General features: G+C 63.6%; 19 protein-coding genes. 5 read left to right on the top strand and 14 right to left on the bottom strand.

The features are described from left to right. Positions 1-72: 72 nt before the first annotated feature. From CK227_RS16855 to CK227_RS16845, 3 genes are all read right to left on the bottom strand, one after another. Complete coding sequence (locus tag CK227_RS16855; protein ID WP_010911084.1) at positions 73-501, bottom strand: BA14K family protein; 429 nt, start codon at positions 499-501, stop codon at positions 73-75. 188 nt (positions 502-689) lie between these two features. Next, a complete protein-coding gene (locus tag CK227_RS16850) occupies positions 690-902 on the bottom strand; it encodes a cold-shock protein (RefSeq protein ID WP_008877668.1) in 213 nt (70 codons plus the stop codon). A gap of 318 nt (positions 903-1,220) precedes the next feature. After that, entirely contained in the window at positions 1,221-1,433 is a 213-nt protein-coding gene (locus CK227_RS16845) for a cold-shock protein (protein ID WP_006202520.1), read from the bottom strand. Positions 1,434-1,895: 462 nt separating this feature from the next. Between CK227_RS16845 and CK227_RS16840 the strand changes: the two genes are divergently transcribed. Then, complete coding sequence (locus CK227_RS16840; protein ID WP_179296462.1) at positions 1,896-2,189, top strand: hypothetical protein; 294 nt, start codon at positions 1,896-1,898, stop codon at positions 2,187-2,189. A gap of 7 nt (positions 2,190-2,196) precedes the next feature. Here the strand turns inward: CK227_RS16840 and CK227_RS16835 are convergent, their stop codons facing one another. Beyond that, positions 2,197-2,814 carry an NAD(P)H-dependent oxidoreductase gene (locus CK227_RS16835; protein ID WP_095773550.1) on the bottom strand — a complete coding sequence of 206 codons (618 nt, stop codon included), beginning with the start codon at positions 2,812-2,814 and terminating at the stop codon, positions 2,197-2,199. 246 nt (positions 2,815-3,060) lie between these two features. Here CK227_RS16835 and CK227_RS16830 point away from each other — a divergent pair, with 246 nt between their 5' ends. Then, positions 3,061-4,695, top strand: coding sequence for a tetratricopeptide repeat-containing sulfotransferase family protein (locus CK227_RS16830; RefSeq protein WP_095773551.1), 1,635 nt, complete (start codon positions 3,061-3,063; stop codon positions 4,693-4,695). A gap of 113 nt (positions 4,696-4,808) precedes the next feature. On the opposite strand, the gene CK227_RS16825 is transcribed toward CK227_RS16830, so the two are convergent. The 10 genes from CK227_RS16825 to CK227_RS16780 all read right to left on the bottom strand — a co-directional run bounded on the left by CK227_RS16825 (position 4,809) and on the right by CK227_RS16780 (position 14,959). Beyond that, positions 4,809-5,162: a DUF1428 domain-containing protein gene (locus CK227_RS16825; RefSeq protein ID WP_095773552.1), complete on the bottom strand. Its 354-nt coding sequence runs from the start codon at positions 5,160-5,162 to the stop codon at positions 4,809-4,811. Between the two features lie 92 nt (positions 5,163-5,254). Next, entirely contained in the window at positions 5,255-5,677 is a 423-nt protein-coding gene (locus CK227_RS16820) for a glyoxalase/bleomycin resistance/extradiol dioxygenase family protein (RefSeq protein ID WP_095773553.1), read from the bottom strand. A gap of 160 nt (positions 5,678-5,837) precedes the next feature. Continuing rightward, positions 5,838-6,020, bottom strand: coding sequence for a hypothetical protein (locus CK227_RS16815; protein ID WP_095773716.1), 183 nt, complete (start codon positions 6,018-6,020; stop codon positions 5,838-5,840). Between the two features lie 143 nt (positions 6,021-6,163). Next, a complete protein-coding gene (locus CK227_RS16810) occupies positions 6,164-6,472 on the bottom strand; it encodes a HigA family addiction module antitoxin (protein WP_095773554.1) in 309 nt (102 codons plus the stop codon). Positions 6,473-6,499: 27 nt separating this feature from the next. Then, positions 6,500-6,778: a type II toxin-antitoxin system RelE/ParE family toxin gene (locus CK227_RS16805; protein ID WP_023809788.1), complete on the bottom strand. Its 279-nt coding sequence runs from the start codon at positions 6,776-6,778 to the stop codon at positions 6,500-6,502. An 81-nt stretch (positions 6,779-6,859) separates the two neighbouring features. Next, complete coding sequence (locus CK227_RS16800) at positions 6,860-8,386, bottom strand: ABC-F family ATP-binding cassette domain-containing protein (protein WP_095773555.1); 1,527 nt, start codon at positions 8,384-8,386, stop codon at positions 6,860-6,862. A gap of 240 nt (positions 8,387-8,626) precedes the next feature. Continuing rightward, positions 8,627-9,532 carry a DMT family transporter gene (locus CK227_RS16795; protein ID WP_095773556.1) on the bottom strand — a complete coding sequence of 302 codons (906 nt, stop codon included), beginning with the start codon at positions 9,530-9,532 and terminating at the stop codon, positions 8,627-8,629. Between the two features lie 118 nt (positions 9,533-9,650). Next, entirely contained in the window at positions 9,651-9,986 is a 336-nt protein-coding gene (locus CK227_RS16790) for a hypothetical protein (RefSeq protein ID WP_095773557.1), read from the bottom strand. A gap of 63 nt (positions 9,987-10,049) precedes the next feature. Beyond that, a complete protein-coding gene (uvrB, locus tag CK227_RS16785; RefSeq protein WP_095773558.1) occupies positions 10,050-13,208 on the bottom strand; it encodes an excinuclease ABC subunit UvrB in 3,159 nt (1,052 codons plus the stop codon). A gap of 125 nt (positions 13,209-13,333) precedes the next feature. After that, complete coding sequence (locus tag CK227_RS16780; RefSeq protein WP_095773559.1) at positions 13,334-14,959, bottom strand: DUF2778 domain-containing protein; 1,626 nt, start codon at positions 14,957-14,959, stop codon at positions 13,334-13,336. Between the two features lie 518 nt (positions 14,960-15,477). Between CK227_RS16780 and CK227_RS16770 the strand changes: the two genes are divergently transcribed. From CK227_RS16770 to CK227_RS16760, 3 genes are read left to right on the top strand one after another with little or no spacing between them, the layout of a single operon-like run. Further along, positions 15,478-16,347 carry a protein-L-isoaspartate O-methyltransferase gene (locus CK227_RS16770; RefSeq protein WP_095773560.1) on the top strand — a complete coding sequence of 290 codons (870 nt, stop codon included), beginning with the start codon at positions 15,478-15,480 and terminating at the stop codon, positions 16,345-16,347. A 25-nt stretch (positions 16,348-16,372) separates the two neighbouring features. Then, complete coding sequence (locus CK227_RS16765; protein ID WP_095773561.1) at positions 16,373-19,081, top strand: hypothetical protein; 2,709 nt, start codon at positions 16,373-16,375, stop codon at positions 19,079-19,081. Next, positions 19,081-20,016 carry a hypothetical protein gene (locus CK227_RS16760; RefSeq protein ID WP_095773562.1) on the top strand — a complete coding sequence of 312 codons (936 nt, stop codon included), beginning with the start codon at positions 19,081-19,083 and terminating at the stop codon, positions 20,014-20,016. Before CK227_RS16765 ends, CK227_RS16760 begins: the two co-directional genes overlap by 1 nt. Positions 20,017-20,047 lie beyond the last annotated feature (31 nt).

Below are 20,047 nucleotides of genomic sequence, written 5' to 3'. Positions count from 1 at the left end.
TTCGCGCTTTAGGTCTTTGTCTGGTGCAAGTCGTTGTCCCAAAACCGGTGCGCACTTTTGGGCGACATGCACTCAGTTGGCAGTGCAGAAATGCTGCTCGCCGTCATTGCCGGTGAAGGTGCCGGTGCGGGAGTTGAAGCTGCGGTAGCGGTCCGAGCAGTATTCGTACCAGTCACGCGTCCACGGCTCGGCATAGCGATCGGCATAGACCACCCGCGGTTCGACATAGTAGCGACGGACCGGTGCCGGGCGGATCCGCACGTCACGATCGTAGTAACCGTCATCGTAGTAGCGGTCAGCGTCAGGCGGTGGCTGGTCATTGGCCAGCGCGCCACCGATCAGCGCACCGGCGGCGAGGCCAAGCACACCGGCGGCAATGGCGTCGCCATTGCCGTGGTGGCGGTGATGGCGCCATTCATCGGCGTTGGCCGCGGGCAAGGCCACCAGCATGGTGGCCGCCATGGCGGCGGACAGCACGGCAGTCTTGAAAATTCTGTTCATCTTGGTCTCCTTCGGTCCGGACCGTGCAGTTTTGCAGGGGATGCGGTCCGGCTTTACCCAAGATTAATATGCGACCGTGGCTGAACGGAGGCTGAACGGATTTCGACGTGCCGATCCAAGAGGGGCGTCAAAAACCAGGCTCTGATCGAGCTGGGCAGCCCTGCTGGAGCCGACAGTCTGAAGCCGGCTCAGCCGACCGACAGGTTGACGGCCTTGGGTCCCTTGCCGCGCTTGTCCGGCTCGGTGTCGAATGTTACTTTCTGCCCATCTTCGAGACCGGGAAGACCCGACGCCTGCACGGCCGAAATATGGACGAAGACATCCTTCGCGCCATCGTCCGGCGTGATGAAGCCGAAGCCTTTGGCATGGTTGAAGAATTTGACGGTGCCGGTCTGCGGCATGGGAAGCTCCTTTGATCCCATAAACTCCAGTCTCGGGCCGGCAAATGCCCGAGAGGAAATTTGTCCTTTATTTTAGCGTCATCGGCAAGAGAAAGTTTTGCGGGCACTTAAAGCGCCTTAAGCCTTTGTTGTGATGCATGTCGTTGACCCGGAGCCGGATCCACTTCCGGGCTACATGCATTGATGCCGCGCCACGGACATGAAAAAAGGCACGACGAAAATCGCCGCGCCTTTTTAAAAATCTGTCTGCGTGCCCACAGGCTGGGCAGGCTTCGAACCCTCGTTCGCCCGCCGTCAGGGACGCGCGGCGCCGATGGTTCAGGCAGCGCGGAGGTTGACCGCCTTCGGGCCCTTGCCCATGCGGTCCGGCTCGACGTCGAAGGTGACCTTCTGGCCGTCGACGAGCGTGCGCAGGCCCGATGCCTCGATCGCGGAAATATGGACGAACACGTCCTTGGCGCCGCCGTCGGGCGTGATGAAACCGAAGCCTTTGGTCGCGTTGAAGAATTTAACGGTGCCGGTCTGGGCCATTGGGGAAACTCCTTCACCCGTTCAGTCTTTGTTGGTCCTGCCCGCCACCTGGCGTCGAGGGCAGTTCCCGGTGGTTGCTTTCGGCAGTCATGCATTGGCGCATGGTCAAACCCCCCGCCGAAAAACGGGGCCGTCAGAGATTCACAGTATCGGGGAAAGGTCGTCCAAAACGTTCCGCTCTCCGGGTCGCAAATGCCCGAACACGGAATTTATCGCACGGAAACGTGAAGGTTGCAAGATAGCGCCGCGGGCCGCCGCACTGAGCGCATCCCGACGCAAGAATCGACCGATCTGAGCGTCGACGGGCCGCAAATAGGCCCCGTTGCCGGGCCGGTCATTGACCCACAGAGAGCGTCGCGCATGGGCCAGTGTTGCCGGCGGACGCCGGCCATGGCTGTAACCGGCGTTTCCGTCCCCGCGAACGCGGTCGCATCCGCGAGCGGGGTTGCATTTGACAGGGGAATGGCGAGGATCGTGATCGGGGGTGGGATCGAGGGAGAAATCAGCATCAAATTCCTGGCGTCGGTTTTTTCGCGGCAAGGGTTTGCCGTCCTGTTCCTGTCGGCGCTTCTGGCCGCCTGCACCGTGGTCGTCGATGATAGGCCAGGACCGCGGCCGCCGCGTCCCGAACCGGAATTCTGCACCAGGCAATACGAGCCCGTCTGTGCCCGGCGCCATGGCGAGATGCGCAGCTTCCCCAATGCCTGCGAAGCCCGCGCCGCGGACTACCGCGTCGTCGGCGATGGCCCGTGCTGAGAACGTCCTACCGGTCCACGCCAGTATAGGCTTTGCCTTTCAGCAGGGCTGCCAGGTGGGCGGCATTAGACGCGGCCATCTCGATCATGCCGGCGACCTTTTCGGGGGGCTTTGGCAGATCGACATAATTGACGTCGCCCATCGCCTCGCCCACCCAATAGACGCCGCCATTGGCCGGAATGGTGAAGCCGACATCGTTGAGCGCCTGGAAGCACTCGGCATGGCAATGGTGGGCACCATCTTCGTTGCCGACGATCGCCACCAGTGCCACCTTGCCGGCGGCCGGCATGCGGCCCTTGCCGTCGGTTTCCTCGAGAAAGGCATCCATGCGTTCCATGACGCGCTTGGCGACGCTGGAGGGTTGTCCCATCCAGATCGGCAGACCGAGTATGAATATATCGGCCGCGATAATCTTCTTACGCAGACCCGGCCAGTCGTCGCCTTTGCCCATGTCGGAGAGCACTCCGGGCTTGATATCATGATCGAGGGCGCGCACGACCTCCCCCTTCACGCCATGCGGCTTGAGCGCTGAGAGCAGGTCGGCGATGAGCCTGTCGGTGGAGGATTTTTCCTTGTCGCTGGATGCTTTCAGCGAACAGTTGACGGCAAAGGCGGTGAGGGACATTCGGCGGCTCCTGCATATGACTGCAGGCTCAACGTCGCGAGGCGCTTGCGGTTGCTCTGATCGCTCAACGCATCCCGAAAGAACTCGCAACCCCGCGAAGACTTGAACCTGCCGCGCCAATGGCCTAGATCGCAGCAGGCGGACAAACACGGCAGGTTTCCCATTAACAGAGATCAAAGACGAGCGGCGAGTGCGGGAACCAGGTCTGGCGCAGGCGGACAGCCGCCGCTGGGTCTCGACCAGTATGTGCAGCAGGCCCTGCAATTGCACCAGGCCGGGCGCCGGCAAGAGGCAGAGACCATCTACCGGCAAGTCTTGGCGCGCCAGCCCAAGCACGCGGCGGCGGCGCATTTCCTGGGGCTGCTGCTGCACCAGACCGGACGCAGCGAAGAAGGGTTGGACCTCATCGAGCGGTCGGTGAGCCTGCAGCCGACGAATGCCGATTTCCTCAACAATTTCGGCACGGTGATGCGCGATCTCGGCCGCGTCGCCGCGGCAACCGACTTCTTCCGCGGCGCGGTGGATCTGCGGCCGGAGCAGCTCGCCGCGCGCGACAATCTCGGCTCGTCGCTGAAGCAGCTCGGCCGGTTCGAGGAGGCCGAAGAAATCTATCGCGGCACGGTAGCGCGCAATCCCTTCCATGTGCGCGCCCGCATCGGGCTTGCCGAAACCCTGCAGGAAGCCGCTCGCTTGGACGAGGCGCTGGCCGTGTTTCGCGAGTCGCTGACCATCCGTCCCAAGGATGCCGACCTTCTGCATGGGCTCGGAGTCGGGCTGATGGAAAAGGGCAGGCTCGACGAGGCGGCCGATCTGTTCCGGCAGGCGCTGGCGGTCAACCCGGGCATGGCCAAGGCCTGGCTGATGTTGTCGCAGGTCAAGCGCCAGAAGGAGCGCGATGCCGAATTGTCCGGCATGGAAGCGCAGCATGCCAAGGCGCCGCAGGACAGCCTGGCGCGCATGCAGCTGTCGTTCGGCCTCGGCAAGGCCAATGACGACCTGAAGGACTATGAGAAGGCCTTCGACTATTTTGCCGAAGGCAATGCCATTCGCCGCAAGGGGATCAACTATGATCCCGTCAGGACGCGCGAGGAATTCGCGGCGATGAAGACGGTGTTCGATGCCGGCTTCTTCGAAAGGCACAGACCGAGCCCGATCACCGATGACGCGCCGATCTTCGTCGTCGGCATGCCGCGGTCGGGCACGACGCTGGTCGAGCAGATCATCGCCAGCCATCCGCAGGTCTATGGCGCGGGCGAGCTCAGCATCCTGAAGAACGCGGTCGGCAAGCAGTTCCCGGCGACCATGCCGGGTGGCTTTCCGTGGGGCGTATCGGATACGGACGATGCGGATTTCGCCGAGGCGGGCCAGGCCTATCTCGACATGCTGCATGCCCGCTATCCGCATGTCAGCCACGTCACCGACAAGATGCCGGGCAACTTCCTGCTTGTCGGCTTCATCCACATGATGATGCCGAAAGCCAGGATCATCCATTGCGCCCGCGATGCGGCTGCAACCTGCCTGTCGATCTACAAGGTGCATTTCCGCGGCGACAGCCACCGCTATGGCTACGATCTCGGCGAACTCGCCGACTTCCACAATCTCTACACCGACATCATGGCGCATTGGCACAAGGTGCTGCCCGGCGTCGTGCATGATGTGCGCTACGAGGATTTCGTCGCCGATCAGGAAGGCCAGAGCCGGGCGCTCATCGACTATCTCGGCCTGCCATGGGACGATGCCGTGCTGTCGTTCCACGAGACCGACCGGCCGGTGCGCACGGCGTCCGCCGCGCAGGTGCGCCAGCCGATGTATCAAGGCTCGGTCGACCTGTGGAAACGCTATGGCGACCGGCTGAAGCCGCTATTGGACAAGTTGGATTAGCGCGCGAGGTCCTCAGCTTCGTCATCCACGGGCGGAGCAGCTCAAGGGGTCTGCGCCGCGTCGCTTCGCGCCTTGCTCCGCCATAGGATTACGAAGCGGTGGGGCTCAGCTGCTCAAAGCTCGATGAAGGGCTGGAAGCCGCCGAAGATCATGCGCTTCATATCGAAGGGCATGGGACCCAAATCGGGTGTCAGGCGCGGGTCGGCTATCACCTTGGCCATCACCGTGTCGCGGCTTTGCCTGGATTCATAGACCGCCCAGGCGAAGACGACGATCTCGTCGTCCTTTGCCTGGACGGCACGCGGAAACGAGGTGAGTTCGCCATAGGGCACGTCGTCGCCGATGCATTCGACATAGGCCAGCGCGCCGTGTTCCATCCATATGGGGCCTGCGAGGTTGGCCAGCTTCTTGTAGTCATCGAGTTTGGCCTTTGGCACGGCAAGCACGAAACCATCGACATAGGACATGGTGAGCTCCTTGCTGAAGACCGAGCGCCGGGTCGGCGGGGATACGACCCGGCGCGGTGAGCGCGTCAGCCCTGACGGGCGACGCCTGCTCGCTACTTCACCGGCGCGTTCATCGCCCAGGCGACGCCGAACGGATCATTCAGCTGGCCCCAGCGATCGCCCCAGAACATCACCTGCAGCGGCGTGACCACTTCGCAGCCGGCATCGACGGCGCGCTGCCACCAGGTCTCGATGTCGCCATCTTCGAGATGGAGCTGCAGCGTGTAGCCCTGCGCGGCCTTATGTGGATGGCCGTGCTCGGGATAGGCGTCGCCCAGCATCAGCGTCGAGCCGTTGACGTGGAGATGGATGTGCATGGTGCGGCCTTTTTCATCCGCCGGATAGGCAAAGACCTGCTTGGCGCCAAAGGCCTTCTTGTAGAAATCAGCGGCCTTGAAGGCGCCGTCCACCTGCAGATAAGGGGTTAACCCGCCGAGCACTTCTGCCCTGGGCTGAATGGGGGTCTGGTCAGTCATGTCTTGCTCCTCTTTGCGTTCGGCTTGGCCTTACGAACCACAGGACGCGCGAGGTGACGGCAATCCTACATGGCGGCGCGAATTTTCTTTCGAGCCGGACCCGGACGGGCCGGGCAACCGGCGGATTGAAGCGGCAATCGCATGAACAGGCTGATCGCGGTCATATGACCTTGGTCGAGAAGGTCGTTGCCCGACGGCTGTTCCGCGCGTCGAAGAGGTCCGGAAAGCCGATGTCCTTACGCAATTCGGCTGGCAGCGAGAGCAGGATGCGTTCGCTGCGATGGCGGGCACGTGCCGACGCGTATTGGGTTGCGATGCGACCGATGGATGAAAGGACCGACATGATGTTCTCTCCCTGGGTTGATGCCGGCATCATCGTGTCGGCATCCCAAGGACGTGGCAGGTTCAGGCGATCCGACAGAGCGCCGAATTTTTTGTTACGACTCCGAATTCGATCGAAGAGGCCTTCGTCGCTCAGAGCGGCGGCTATGCGAACTTAAGCGTTGGGATCGCTGAAACATCAACCTCGCGCTCGGCGTGCCAGGCATCGAAAGCCGCCTGCATCCGAAGCCAGATCGCGGCACCGTCGCCAAACATCTTCCCAAGGCGAGCGGCCACAGCCGGCGAAACCGGCTTCTTTTCGCGGATGATGTCATAAAGCTGTTGCCGGGAGATCCCGAGCAGATTTGCAATTTCCACCTTGGTCTTTCCGGTTGCCGGGATAATGTCCTCAAGCAGCGCTCCCGGGTGGGAGGGACAACGCTCGATCGGACGCATCGGCTCGTGCACGGTCATAAGTCGAACTTCTCCAATCTGGCCGCCTCAGTGGTATTGCTCGAAATCGACGCGGGCGGCGTCCTTACCGTCGAATTCAAATGTGATGCACCACGGGCCGTTGACATGGACCGTGTAGCGAATTGGATCGAAGCCTTTCAGCGGGTGGAAGTCGAAGCCGGGGAGGTTCATCTCCTCCGGCTTCTCCGAAGCTTCCAGGCGGTCAAGCCGGACCAGAATGCGCTTGTGCATTTTGGCGTCGATCTTACCGGTTTTTCCGGTTTGAAAGAGGTCCGACAGCGCCTTGTTCTTGAAGGACTTGATCATCGATCTATGTAAACAGGTTGCTTACACAGATCAAGATTTGTAAGCAAATAATTTACAGGCAAAACGAACCTGTCTCGCCGCTCAACCGCCGCCTTCCGCTACCTCAAGGAAAAAGCCCTCGGGGTCCTCGACCTCCGTCAGCTTCCGCTTCTCGATCAGCCAGAAACGGTTGCCGACGGCTCGGATGAAGGAGCGGTCGTGCGAGGCGAGCACGCAGCTTTCCTGGTGCTTGAGCAATTCCTCCTCCAGCGCTTCCTGGCCATCGATGTCGAGATGGTTGGTCGGCTCGTCGAGCAGATAGAAATTGGGATTGGCGAGCCTGAGCGCAAGCATCATCAGCCGTGCCTTCTGGCCGCCGGACAGCGCGCCGATCCTTTTCTCCTGCATCTCGATGACCACGCCGGCGCCGGCAAGCAACGAGCGGGCGCGTTGTTCGCCGACGTCGTAGCGGCGCGAGACCATCGCCAGCGGCGTGTCGTCGCCGCTGATGCCGGACAGCGCCTGGTCGCTGTAGCCGAGCACCGTCGACGGCGTCACCTTCACGTTCTGCACCGTGTCGGGCTCGGCGATGGCGCTGCGGATCAGGCTGACGAAGCGCGATTTGCCGACGCCATTGCGGCCGAGCAGCACGATGCGGTCGCCCTGACAGATGTGACGCTTGCCGGTCTTGAACAGCAGCGTGCCATCGGGCGTTTCGACCACCGCGTCGTCGAGCGTGATCAGCACCTTGGCGTGGGTGCCGCGATTGGCAAGCCGGATCGCACCGGCCGATTTTTCGCGGTGCGCCGATACCGCCTCCTCTTCGAGTTTGTCCGCCCGTTCCCTGAGCTGCTTGGTTTTCACCGTCAAAAGGTCGCTGCCGGAATTGATGCCGATGTTGTTGAGCTTGGCGGCCTGCTTTCGCAGCTGCTGGGCGACCTTCATGTCGCGCTCGAATTTTCGCGCTGTCGAGGCGTCGACCTCGTCGAGCGCCTGTCTGGCGCGGGAGTAGGGCAGCGCAAACACCGGCGACTGTTCCGGGCGCAGGAACAGCGTCCGGTTGGTGGTGGCGTCGAGGAAGGCGCGGTCATGGCTGGCGATGACGACGGGCACTTCGCGCGGCAGCGCGTTCAGCCAGCTTTCCAGCTGGCTGATGCGGGCAAGGTCTAGATGATTGGTCGGCTCGTCGAGCAGCAGCACATCGGGATCGGTGACCCAGACGCGGGCGATCAGCGCCAGCCTCTGCCAGCCGCCGCTCAGCGCCTGCATTTCCCGCTCGCGCATCGGCTCAGGCACGTCGAGAGAATCCAGCACCACGTCGACGCGCCACATCTCGCTTTCGGCCTGCTCCGACGGCAAGGCGTCGGCCACCACCTCATGGAAGCTGCGGCTGAGAAGGGCAGGGGGAACCGACTGCTCGACATGGCCGACGCGCAAGCCGCGCGTGCGGGTGATGTCGCCAGAGGTCGGCTCCATCTCGCCGGTCAGGCATTTGAGCAAGGTCGACTTGCCGCGGCCGTTGGCGGCAACGATGCCGAGCCGGTCGCCACTGCCGATGGTGAGGTCGAGGTTTGCGAAGAGCGGCGCACTCATGGTGACGCCGAGGGATTTGAGGGTGATCAGGGCCATTGTGATTTCTCTGGTCTTGCCGGAACCAACTCCGGATGCACTTGACGGCGCGCGTGCTGGCCATCAGGCTCGGCGTTGCGGCACCACGAAGGGCAGACCAAAAAATCGAAGCGGGAAAAACCCGGACCGTCCCTGGTCAGCCCTGCAAGCTGGCTTGCAGGGCAGAAATCGGGCCACGCTGACGATGGTGATCAATAGACACGCAGCCCTCCTTTCAAGACGTTCGAGTGTGCGAAGCGATTACACCAAAGGCGGTGCGGATGGCAAGGCCGCCGCTTTCGCCCGGTGCGGGAACGGATCCAGCACCAATATGCAGCCACCGATGATTGCTACCGCGCCGAAGGCCTGGATGATGGTCAGCGACTCGCCGAGCATGACAGTGCCAACCAGCACGGCGATCGTGGTCACGGCGAATTCGACGCTGATCGTCCTGGTCGCGCCGATGCTGGCCACCAGCCGGAAGTAGACGACATAGGTCAGCGCGCTCATCACGCAAGCGAGAAGGGCGAGATAGAGGAAATCGACAGGGCGCGGCATGGCCGGCACCGGGACGGCCAGCAGCAGCGGCAGTGTCATCAGCCCGCCGAACAGAAAGGCGGCGCCGGTGAGTTCGAACGAGCCGGCCGAGCGCAGATGGCGATTGGCGTAGTTGCTGCCGAAGGCGGCGGAGAAGGAGCTGAACAGCGAGGCGGCGCAGCCGAATGCGAAGGACGGCGTGATCGGCACCGAAGGGAAGCCGACCAGGACCACGATGCCCGCAGCGCCGAGCAGCAAGCCGGCCAGCCCGCGAACGGTGATGCGCTCGAGCCCCCATAACTGGCCAAGGATCATCGAGAACAGCGGGATCGCGGCAACGAGAATGGCCGCCATCGCCGTGCCGATACGCGGCGTGGCGTAGGACAGGCCGATCAGCTGCGCCGCGACGGTCGTCGCGCCAACCATGGCGAAGTGCCGCCAGCCGGCGCTGAAATCGAGCCGTCGCCGCGTCGCCGCCGCCAGCAGGAAGAGCGTGATACCGGCGATCAGCGAACGCAAGGTCACCGCGCCGACCCAGCCGAATGCGTGTACCACCTTGAGCAGCACGAGGAACGACAGGCCCCATGTGACGGCCAGGAAGGCGTAGGCTGCGATATCCTTGGGTTTCATTTCGCGCGGCTGCGTGAGGGTTAGGCGGGAGACCAGAGCCCCACGGCCGTATCGCTTCGGCCGGCGACTGACAAGGGAAGGCGCATGGTCCAGTCGGCCGGCAAATACAGTTTCGAGATTACACGGGTCTCAGGTGACCGCCGCTTAGTTCATATTCCTTGTTGAGGTCAAGCAGGAAATGGCCGAACACCGTACAGGCGCGGAGATCAATAATGATCACGAGAAGGGCGTTGAACCTGCCTGTGCCAATCAAAACCTGGTCAAACCGATTTTGGGCATCCCGGTAAACATAGTGTACGTCGTTCAGGTAGGGCACACCGATATCGTTGAGGTCCAGTGCGTCGACATAGGGCCATATGTCTACGACGGCATTCACCGTGGCGGTGACATTCGTCATCGGCTCAGCGAAGCAGGCTTTGAACTCTTTCTCATCAAGTCTGCGAACGACCACCATCACTTATTCTAGGTGATGGCGCTTGAAAATCGCAACCGATCGAAACGTGATGTTTACAGGCCGCTACTTCCCCGGCCTGCCCGTTTTCCCAGGCCGGCGCTTTTCGCGGCGGGCGTCGCCTGGGTCCTCGTAGGAGCCGATTCCGGCGCGTTGGCGGATGATTGGTTTGTCGTCGCGATCTGTCGCGCCTGTCCTGCCGGCCCCCACGAGGGGGGAGATCGGCTGGGGCTTCGCCGGCACTTTTCCTTCGACCGGCTTTTCCGTGCGCCGCACGGTCATCTCGTCCAGAGAGTTCTTCTTGAACAGCGGCTTGACCGGCTCGCCGGGAATACCGAAGTCGGAACCGTGCGCTTCGGACGCCGACTGTTTCTTGAACAGCGAACGTGACATTACACCCGCAGGCGTCGGCATGTCGGTGCCGGGCCCCATATCGTCGATCGAGGGTTTGGCGAACAGCGGCTTCTTCACCGGCACGGCGCCGTCGGCGCCCATCTCGTCGAGATCAGGCTTGCGGAACAGGTTGGGCCGGGCAGCCCTGGCGGCCTCTTCGGCGGCGCGTGCTTCGTCGAGCTTGCGGAAACGTTCCTGTTCCTCAGCCGTGCGATGCTTGGCCACGCCCTTGTTGTGCTTGCCCTTTTCGCGGCCCGAGACCGGGCTTTCCATGTCGGCGTATTTGGCCAGCGGGTCGTCGGAAATCGACAGTTCCATCTCGCGCAGCCTCTTGATCTCGTCGCGGATGCGGGCGGCCTTCTCGAAGTCGAGATTGGCGGCGGCGTCGCGCATCTGTTTTTCCATCGCGTCGAGATGCGCCTTGAGGTTGTTGCCCATCATGGCGCCGGCGCTGTCGGTGAACTGCGAAATGTCGGCGCGGACATGGTCCTTCTCGTAGACCGAGTCCAGAATGTCGGAGATGCGCGACTTGACCGATTCCGGCGTGATGCCGTTGGCGGCGTTCCACTCCATCTGCTTTTCGCGGCGGCGGTTGGTTTCGGCCATCGCCCGCTCCATCGAGCCGGTGACCTGGTCGGCATAGAGGATGACCTTGCCGTCGACGTTGCGGGCGGCGCGGCCGATGGTCTGGATGAGCGAGGTTTCGGAGCGCAAAAAACCTTCCTTGTCGGCATCGAGAATGGCGACGAAGCCGCATTCGGGAATATCCAGGCCTTCGCGCAAAAGGTTGATGCCGACCAGCACGTCGAAAGCGCCGAGGCGCAAGTCGCGCAGGATCTCGATGCGCTCCAGCGTGTCGATGTCGGAGTGCATGTAGCGCACGCGCACGCCCTGTTCGTGCAGATATTCGGTCAAATCCTCGGCCATGCGCTTGGTCAGCACCGTGACCAGCGTGCGGTAGCCCGCGGCCGTGGTCTCGCGGATCTCGCCGACGACATCGTCGACCTGGCTTTTCGCCGGGCGGACCTCGACTGGCGGGTCGATCAGGCCGGTCGGGCGGATGACCTGCTCGGCGAAGACGCCGCCGGACTGTTCCATTTCCCAGCCGCCCGGGGTCGCCGAAACGGCGACGGAGAGCGGGCGCATGGCGTCCCATTCCTCGAAGCGCAGCGGCCGGTTGTCCATGCAGGAGGGCAGGCGGAAGCCATACTCGGCCAGCGTCGCCTTGCGCCGGAAGTCGCCGCGATACATGCCGCCGATCTGCGGCACGGTGACGTGGCTTTCGTCGATGAACACCAGTGCATTGTCCGGGATATACTCGAACAAGGTCGGCGGCGGGTCGCCCGGCTGGCGGCCGGTGAGATAACGCGAATAGTTCTCGATGCCGGCGCAGGAGCCGGTGGCTTCCAGCATTTCGAGGTCGAAGCGGGTGCGCTGCTCCAGCCGCTGCGCCTCCAGCAGGCGGCCGGCGCGCTCCAGTTCCACCAGCCGCTGCTTGAGCTCTTCCTTGATCGACTTGATCGCTTGGTTCAGCGTCGGGCGCGGCGTCACATAGTGCGAATTGGCGTAGATCTTGACGCTTTTCAGCTCGCCGGTCTTCTGGCCGGTCAGCGGATCGAATTCGGTGATCTGCTCGATCTCGTCGCCGAACATCGAGATGCGCCAGGCGCGGTCCTCAAGGTGGGCCGGGAAGATCTCGATCGTGTCGCCGCGCACGCGGAACGAGCCGCGCACGAAATTGATGTCCTGGCGTTTGTACTGCTGGGCGACGAGGTCGGCGAGCAAAGCGCGCTGGTCGAGCCGGTCGCCGATCTGCATCTGGAAGGTCATCGCCGTATAGGTCTCGACCGAACCGATACCGTAGATGCAGGACACCGAGGCGACGATGATGACGTCGTCGCGCTCGAGCAGCGAGCGCGTCGCCGAGTGGCGCATGCGGTCGATCTGTTCGTTGATCGAGGATTCCTTCTCGATGAATGTGTCGGTGCGCGGAACGTAGGCTTCCGGCTGGTAGTAGTCGTAATAGGAGACGAAATACTCCACCGCATTGTCGGGGAAGAATTTCTTGAACTCGGAATAGAGCTGCGCGGCCAGCGTCTTGTTGGGCGCCAGGATCAGGGCAGGGCGCTGCGTCTCCTCGATCACCTTGGCCATGGTGAAGGTTTTTCCCGAGCCGGTGACGCCGAGCAGCACCTGGGTGCGGTCGTTGTTGTCGACGCCTTCGACAAGGTCCTTGATGGCGGTCGGCTGGTCACCGGCCGGCTCGAAGTCCGACACCATCTTGATGGCGATGCCGCCTTCCGACTTTTCCGGCCGGGCAGGGCGGTGCGGCGTCCACAGCACGCCATCCTTGTGCAGCGGATTGCCGGATTCGATCAGCGCCGAGAGCGCGGCGACCGTCGCGGTGACGCCGCTCGACGTCATCGTCTCGGCTTCTTCCAGCGAGATATCGAGGCCGGCGACCGGATTGAGGCCGGCCGCGGCGCGTTCGCGAGCGGTGGCCGCGCCGCCCATCGAGGTGCCGCGCGCCGTGCGCCCGGGCGCGGAGGAACGCTCGGGAACCTTCTTGGATGGTCTTGGCGCTTTGCCGCCGTCGCCCTTGCCAGCCTGGCGCCCTTCGCGCTCCGCCTCCTGCTCGATCTGTTCGGCCCAGTCGGCGATTGAACCGGTCAGCGGCGTGCCCGACAGTTCGGGCTGCGGCATCTCGGCAAAGCCACCTTTATGCAGCGGCTCGGAGGCGTCGAGGAAATCGGTCAGCGGGCTGCGCCGCTTCGGCGCGGCGCGATCGTCATTCGCCGTCGGCGGCGTTCTTTTATCGGGGGATTTGGCCATGCCCCGAATATGGGAGGTCTTGGCGAAAATGGAAAGAGCGCGATGCGGCTAGGCGCATGCCCCGATGCAGCTCCTGACAGCAGGCTGTCAGGAGGAGGCAGTTGCCGAGGGGCATCCGCCCGCGGTCAGGCGCCGCGGGCGTTGTCCGTCGCGACCTGGGTCGGCGATCCGTTGAGGCGCGGCACCACGACGAGGCGTGTGACCTTGCCTTTCTTGAAGGCGGCGAGGAAGCGGGAATAGTCCCTGAAGACCACGCAGCCATTGGACTCGGCGCGGCCGCCGCGCAGCATGTAGGTGTGGGCGAGCAGGCCGTTGCGGTTGTATTTGTTGCCACCGCCGACCGGAGTCAGGCGCAATGCCTCGACGCCATGGAAGCGCGATTCACGCAGCGACAGATTGTAGGTGTCGGGGGGCGTCGGGCCACGATCCTTCACATGGACATAGCGCGGCTGGTCGACCATGGCGCCGAGGCCGGAATGGGCCTCGAGCCGCTGGCCGTCCGGCATGTAGACGGTCTTGGCGCTGATGTCATAGACCGCGACGCCGTGGCCGGCTCCACTTCCGCCGCTCGGTCCGTTGAAGAGGTTCCTGAACGCCTGGCCAAGGCCGCCCGAAGGCGTGTCCGGCTTGGCATAGGCCAGCACATCGCCGCCGTCGTGGCCGGCCCGGGCCGGCCTTGCGGGCTGGGCCTGCTGGACCGGCTTTGCCTCCGGCGCCGGCTTTTGCTGCGCGATCTTGGGCTGAGCAATCTTGGGCTGCGGCGCCGGCTCATCCTGTTCCACCACGGCCTTTGGCTGCCGCGGCGCGTCATATTGTGGGCGGCGGGTCGGCAGCGGCACGTCGTCGGTCAGCGCATCCGGCAGCGAGGCAGCGTCGCCGGGCTGTTGCGGCTGGGTCTCGGCAGGCGCAACCGCGACATCGGCAGAAGATTCGGTCATCGGCAGCGGAGAGGCAAATGCTTCGTCCTCGACGGGCAGCGACTGGACGAGGGCCAGCGCCAGCTGCGTGTTGTCAGGCGTCTGCGACTGGGCGAGGCCCATCGGCGCCGGCGCGGTCTGGACGACGGCGCCGGTATCGGCACGGGCAAAGCGTTCCGCCACGGGAGCCGGCATGTCGCTCGACAGGCTGGCCATCACCTGGACCGACGGAACCAGCGACGCCTCGGTGATCTGCGGCGCGGCCGTGGAAATCACCGGGCGGGCGTCGGCCGTGGCGACGGGCTTGCCGGCGCCGGCAAAGGCGGCGGCGAGCTTGGTCGGCGACAGCGACGCCTCCATGCGGTCGAAGCGTTCCTGCGCCTTCGACTTCAAGATTGGCTGTTCCGGCCTTGCGTGGGCCGCGAGGCGCGCGGATTTCTCACCCAGCGGGCTCACACGGGCCAGCTTGAAGCAGGTGGCGCCGCATTGCACAGCATGGTCATGCAAGGCCTGGCTGCCGCCATGGGCATTGGCCAGCACGAACGGCGCCGAAGACCTCAGGAAATGCTGTTTCAGCGGATCGGCCATCGCCAGCGAGCCCGGCATGGCCAGCGTCTGCGGCAGGCCGCTCGATGTCGCCGACAGCGACGCACCGACGGAGCTGAGGCCGGCCATGGTGCCGATCAGCCAGAGGCCGACGGCGGCGCTGGCACCAGGCACCGCGACCCAGCGGACGATCCGTTTCGGATTGAATGAAGGGTTGCGCTGCGCATCGACGAACTCGCCGCCCTCGCGCTGGTCCCGGATTATTTTGTGTTTACTCGACAACGCCATGCAACCAATCTCGCTCCAATCGGTTTTCCCCGTACGTGGCCTTGTCAGCCGCGACGACCATTCTGCGAGTGATCCCAGGGTGGTCCCCGACGCGTTTGCCGCGCCTGTCGTTGATTGCCGATTGCTTCAAAATATGGACAAAGTTGGTTAACCAATCCCTCTCAAAACCAACCGAGAGACGTGGACTTTGTGCCAAAAAAGGCTCGTCCACGATCATGCACGCGGCATTTCAGCCCTTCCGATGCAGGTTTGCTGCCTGTTTTTGGCGACCGAGTCAAGCAAAACAGCCATTGCTAATATAAGGCAAGGTCGCTCCGGCGGGCCCTGCGGCAATGCGGCGTGCCGTTACACGGCCCTGAAAAAGCCGATGGCATCGGCGAAACTGTTGCCCGCTTGCCACATTTTTTCGGCCCGCACGGTCGTCCCCCGACGCCCATTGACTCGTTTTGGGAGGCGGTGCAATCGGGTTGAAGTGCTTGGTTTTGGGGTGGCAAAGGCCACTTTTGGAGGCTTTTTCCATGAAGCGTCGAGATTTCTTGACGCTGTCGGCGGGTGCGGCGGCGTTCTCCATTCTTCCGGCCGCGGTCAGGGCCAACGTGCCCGTGCCCTACGACCGCAACGCCGAAGTGCCGTTCAACGACAAGAAATCGTTCATTGACTGGATGGTGGCCAATCGCGGCGAGGATTCGAAGTTTTTGGCGCAGCGATTCGATCGCTTCCAGATCATGGTCTACAACAAGGACGTTCTGGACGACCGCAACAAGCGCGCCTTCCTTTTGACACCGCGTGAGGAATTCGTGCTGCCGCAGAATATGGGGCGCGCCTATGACCATGCCTTCCTCGACATCGGCTATGGCGTGACGATTTCGGGTCCGCACCTCGTCGGGCGGATGACGACGTCGATCGACGTGCAATTCGGCGAGGCCGTGCTCGAGATCGGCACCGGCTCGGGCTACCAGTCGGCCTATCTCGCCAACCTCACCGACAAGGTGCACACGATCGAGATCATCAATCCGCTGGCGCAGCGCACGCGGCGCACCTATGACGGGCTGGTCGAGCGCGGCTACAGTGAGTTCGGTTCGGTCACCAGCCGCAATGCCGACGGCTATTATGGCTGGGAAAGCGTCGGCCCGTTCGACAAGATCATCGTCACCTGCGGCATCGACCACATCCCGCCGTCGCTGCTGCAGCAGCTGAAGCCCAACGGCGTGATGGTCATTCCGGTCGGCCCGCCGGGGGCGCAGCACGTGCTCAAGGTGACCAAGCAGCAGCTCGCCGACGGCACGTTCAACATCGTCCGCTCGGACATCTACAATGGCAAGGTGGTGCCATTCGTGCCGTTCACGAAGCTCGAGGGCGACCAGATCGTCGGCACGCACAACGGCTGAGCATTTGCGGCATCAAGGGACCTGAATGGCAGCCGTTGCATCGAATTCCCGCCTGAGCATCCCTTCCCTGGAGGCGCCACGGCCGGCGCACTACCTCGCGGTCGGGCTGGTCGCCGGCGCCATCATCGCCCTGCAGATCGCCGTCATGCGGGTGTTCGCGGTCGGCAGCTGGTCGCATTTCGGCTCGCTGGTGGTCAGCCTCGCCATGCTCGGCTTTTCGCTGTCCAGCGTCGTCATCTTCGCCGGCAAGGGCTGGTTCGACCGCCATTGGCAAGGGGCCGCCACTGCGGCCCTGCTGCTCATCGGCCCGCTCGCCGTCGGCTCCAACCTGGTTGCCCAGACGGTACCGTTCAACGCCATCTTCCTGGTGTCCGATCCGGCGCAGAAATGGCGGCTGCTCGCCAATTTTCTGCTCTATCTCCTGCCGTTCCTGGCCGGCGCGTTCTTCCTCGGCATCGTCTTCCTGAAAAGCCGCATGGCCTTCGGCCGCGTCTATTTCGCCGACCTCACCGGTTCGGGGCTTGCCGGCCTCGCCGTGCTGGTCTCGCTCTATCTGTTCGCGCCGGAAACCATCATCGTCGTGCCCGTGCTTTTGTGGGCCGCCGGTTCGCTGCTGTGGTTTGTTGCTTTCGGCGCCTGGAAGAGCGTCGTCGCCGGCGTCGTGGTCGCGGCGCTGTCGATATCAGGCTATCTCATGCTGCCCAGCCTGCTCGGCATACCCGACATAGCCGTATCGCAATACAAGGGCGTCGCCTATGCCCGCAATTTTCCGGACGGCAAGCGCATCTACCGCAGCGTCTCGCCCTTCGGCGATCTGCAGGTCTATGCCAGCTCCTACATGCATTTCGCGCCGGGCCTGAGCGACAATGCCGCCTTCGGCATGCCCGAAGTGCCGGCCAACACCTATGTCGGCATGTATCGCGACGGTGACGGGCCGGAAGGCATCATGCGCAACCTGGCGCCGGCCGAGCAGGTCTATTTCCGCTATCTGCCGATGCACTATCCCTATGTGATCAAGGATAAGCCCAAAACCTTCGTCGTGCAGTTCGGCGGCGGCATCTCCACGCAGGCGGCGCTCAATGCCGATTCGACCTCGGTGACCGTCGCCGAGAGCAATCCGATGACATTGCGGGCGTTCCGCGACCCTGTGCTGAAGGATGTCACCGGCGACATCCTGGCCGAGCCGAGGCTCAAGGTCATCGACTATGATGGGCGGCTGTTCCTGGCCAACACGACGGAGCGCTACGACGTTATCGACCTCAGCCTCGCCGACAGTGTCGGCCTGTCCAATCCCGGCGGCTTCGCCATCTCGGAAAAATACGCCTACACGCGCGAAGCGATGCTTAGCTACATGCACGCGCTGGCCGATGGCGGCGTGCTGTCGATCACCTTGTGGAACAAGGAAGAGCCGCCGAAATCGGTTCTGAAGCTCTATTCGACCGTCGCCGAGGCGGCGAGGACCTTCGACAGCCAGGGCGCAGCCAACGACATCTTCGCGGTCTCGAGTTACCTCTCGACCACGACCGTGCTGTTCAAGCGCGGCGGCTTTACCGAGGCCGAAATCAAGACGCTGCGCGACTACACCAAGTCGATGTCCTGGGAGGAGGTCTACTATCCAGGAATGACCTATGACGGTTCGGGCGCACAAAAGGTGCTCGACGATTATCGCGCCTCGATCTTCGGCAGCGGACAGGACGCGACACTGACGCAGCAGCCGGCAGCCGGCGCGACCGCGCCTGCCGACCCGACCGCGCCGGCAAATCCTGATTGCGACCCGACGGCGCCGGCCGATCCGACGCTCGACGCCTGTGCGGGGGCCGGCGGCGATGCCGGCCCGCAAGTGCTGCCGGCGACGGAACTGCAGCGCATGAGCTGGCACGCGCTTTTGACCGGCGGCTGGGAAAAACTTGCCGGCGACTACGTCTTCGACACCCGGGCGCTGAGCAACGACCAGCCCTATTTCGCCGCCTATGTGAAGGTCGCCGATTTGCCGCGCACGCTCGACCGGCTCGACCTGTTCCAGGACGATTGGGGCTATCTCTTGATCTGGGCGACGCTCGGCATCGCCTGCATCACGGCGGCATCACTGGTGCTGCTGCCGGTCATCTTCGGCTGGCGCATCGTGTTCTCGCGCTCGCGCGGCAAGCTCGGCACCATCCTCTATTTCGCCTGTCTCGGCCTCGGCTACATCATGGTCGAGGTCGGGCTGATCAGCCGCTTTACGGTGGCGCTCGCCAACCCGACCGTGTCGGCCTCGGTGCTGATCTCCTCGATGCTGGTGTTTTCCGGGCTCGGCAGCCTGTTTGCCGAGCGCATCTTCGACCGCGCCAGGACGCTGCTGCCGATCGTGCTGCTGGCGGTCTGCGGGCTGCTGCTCGCCTATGGCTTCTATCTGTCGCCGGTGCTCGACCGGATCGGCGCCTATCCCTATGCGGTGCGCCTGCTGCTCTGCTTCCTTTTGGTGTCGCCGCCGGCCTTCCTGATGGGCATGCCGATGGCCACCGCCATGACCTGGCTGGCACGGCTCGGCAAGGAGCATCTTTTCGTCTGGGCCTGGGGCATCAATGGGTGTTTCTCGGTCATCGGCTCGGCCGCCGTGCCGATCGTCGCCACCAGCTTTGGACTGAGCGCCGTGCTGCAATGGGCGGCGATCGCCTATCTCATCGCCATCCCGGCCTTCTTTGCCGTACTGTTGCCGTCGAAAGCGCCGTCCGTGCGGCTGGTGGCGGCCTGATGCCGGACCGCCGCGCCATCGTTGCCGGATTGCTGGCCACGGCGATGTTTCCGGCGGTGAGCCAGGGGGCGCGCTTGCGCAAGGCCATATCCACCGTAGTGCCGTTCAAGGCATCGCCCTTTCCCTACCGTGGCAAGCTGCCCGACGGCTCGGCGCCGTTTCTCGACGTCACGGCGGCGGATGGAAGGCGCGGCCACACCTCGCCACGCGGCGGCATCTATTGGGAAGACGAGACCTATTCCGACCGCTCGACGCTGCTGGCGGTGCTGAAAGGGTTCGATCCGGCTAGGCCGTCGGTCATCGTGGTGTTCTTCCACGGCAATGGCGCCACCTTGCAGCGCGATGTCGTCGGCCGCCAGCGTGTCGTCACGCAGGTCGAGGCGTCCGGCCTCAACGCCGTGCTGGTGGCGCCGCAATTCGCCAGCAATGCGCAGGATTCCAGCGCCGGCAATTTCTGGACGCCGGGCTATTTTACCAAATTCATGGCCGAGGCTGCGCAAGGCATGGCCAGGCTGACCGGCGCCAAGGCGGCAAAGTTCGACGCCATGCCGGTGGTGCTGGTGGCCTATAGCGGCGGCTACAATCCGGCCGCTTCCATTCTCAGGAACGGCGACATCGGTGGACGCCTGCTCGGCGTCGTCCTGCTCGACGCCGTCTTCGACGAGGCGGACATCTTCGCCAGCTGGATCACGCAGCACCGGAAGAGTTTCTTCGTCAGCGCCTATGGCAAGTCCTCGGCCTCCGGCAATGCCGAGATCAGGCAGTTGCTGGCGGGCCAGGGCATCGACGCCAGCACCGATCCGCCGCGTCGGCTCGAAGCCGGAACCATCGCCTTGCTCGCCTCCGATGCCGCCCATGACACGTTCGTCACCCGCGCCTTCGTCGGCAATCCGCTGCAGTGGCTGCTTGGCCGGCTGCACGGGTTTCCGCGCTAAGGCTTTTTGGTACTCCAGTCCAAGTCCCCGT

The organism is Mesorhizobium sp. WSM4308 (genome assembly GCF_002294905.1).
Taxonomy (GTDB): domain Bacteria; phylum Pseudomonadota; class Alphaproteobacteria; order Rhizobiales; family Rhizobiaceae; genus Mesorhizobium.
This window is presented reverse-complemented; position numbering and strand designations above follow the sequence as displayed.

Bases quoted from the DNA above. Each gene is read 5' to 3' on its own strand.
- CK227_RS16855 (WP_010911084.1), bottom strand. From the start codon at position 501: ATGAACAGAATTTTCAAGACTGCCGTGCTGTCCGCCGCCATGGCGGCC.
- CK227_RS16850 (WP_008877668.1), bottom strand. From the start codon at position 902: ATGCCGCAGACCGGCACCGTCAAATTCTTCAACCATGCCAAAGGCTTC.
- CK227_RS16845 (WP_006202520.1), bottom strand. From the start codon at position 1,433: ATGGCCCAGACCGGCACCGTTAAATTCTTCAACGCGACCAAAGGCTTC.
- CK227_RS16840 (WP_179296462.1), top strand. From the start codon at position 1,896: ATGGCGAGGATCGTGATCGGGGGTGGGATCGAGGGAGAAATCAGCATC.
- CK227_RS16835 (WP_095773550.1), bottom strand. From the start codon at position 2,814: ATGTCCCTCACCGCCTTTGCCGTCAACTGTTCGCTGAAAGCATCCAGC.
- CK227_RS16825 (WP_095773552.1), bottom strand. From the start codon at position 5,162: ATGTCCTATGTCGATGGTTTCGTGCTTGCCGTGCCAAAGGCCAAACTC.
- CK227_RS16820 (WP_095773553.1), bottom strand. From the start codon at position 5,677: ATGACTGACCAGACCCCCATTCAGCCCAGGGCAGAAGTGCTCGGCGGG.
- CK227_RS16815 (WP_095773716.1), bottom strand. From the start codon at position 6,020: ATGTCGGTCCTTTCATCCATCGGTCGCATCGCAACCCAATACGCGTCG.
- CK227_RS16810 (WP_095773554.1), bottom strand. From the start codon at position 6,472: ATGACCGTGCACGAGCCGATGCGTCCGATCGAGCGTTGTCCCTCCCAC.
- CK227_RS16805 (WP_023809788.1), bottom strand. From the start codon at position 6,778: ATGATCAAGTCCTTCAAGAACAAGGCGCTGTCGGACCTCTTTCAAACC.
- CK227_RS16800 (WP_095773555.1), bottom strand. From the start codon at position 8,386: ATGGCCCTGATCACCCTCAAATCCCTCGGCGTCACCATGAGTGCGCCG.
- CK227_RS16795 (WP_095773556.1), bottom strand. From the start codon at position 9,532: ATGAAACCCAAGGATATCGCAGCCTACGCCTTCCTGGCCGTCACATGG.
- CK227_RS16790 (WP_095773557.1), bottom strand. From the start codon at position 9,986: ATGGTGGTCGTTCGCAGACTTGATGAGAAAGAGTTCAAAGCCTGCTTC.
- uvrB (WP_095773558.1), bottom strand. From the start codon at position 13,208: ATGGCCAAATCCCCCGATAAAAGAACGCCGCCGACGGCGAATGACGAT.
- CK227_RS16780 (WP_095773559.1), bottom strand. From the start codon at position 14,959: ATGGCGTTGTCGAGTAAACACAAAATAATCCGGGACCAGCGCGAGGGC.
- CK227_RS16770 (WP_095773560.1), top strand. From the start codon at position 15,478: ATGAAGCGTCGAGATTTCTTGACGCTGTCGGCGGGTGCGGCGGCGTTC.
- CK227_RS16765 (WP_095773561.1), top strand. From the start codon at position 16,373: ATGGCAGCCGTTGCATCGAATTCCCGCCTGAGCATCCCTTCCCTGGAG.
- CK227_RS16760 (WP_095773562.1), top strand. From the start codon at position 19,081: ATGCCGGACCGCCGCGCCATCGTTGCCGGATTGCTGGCCACGGCGATG.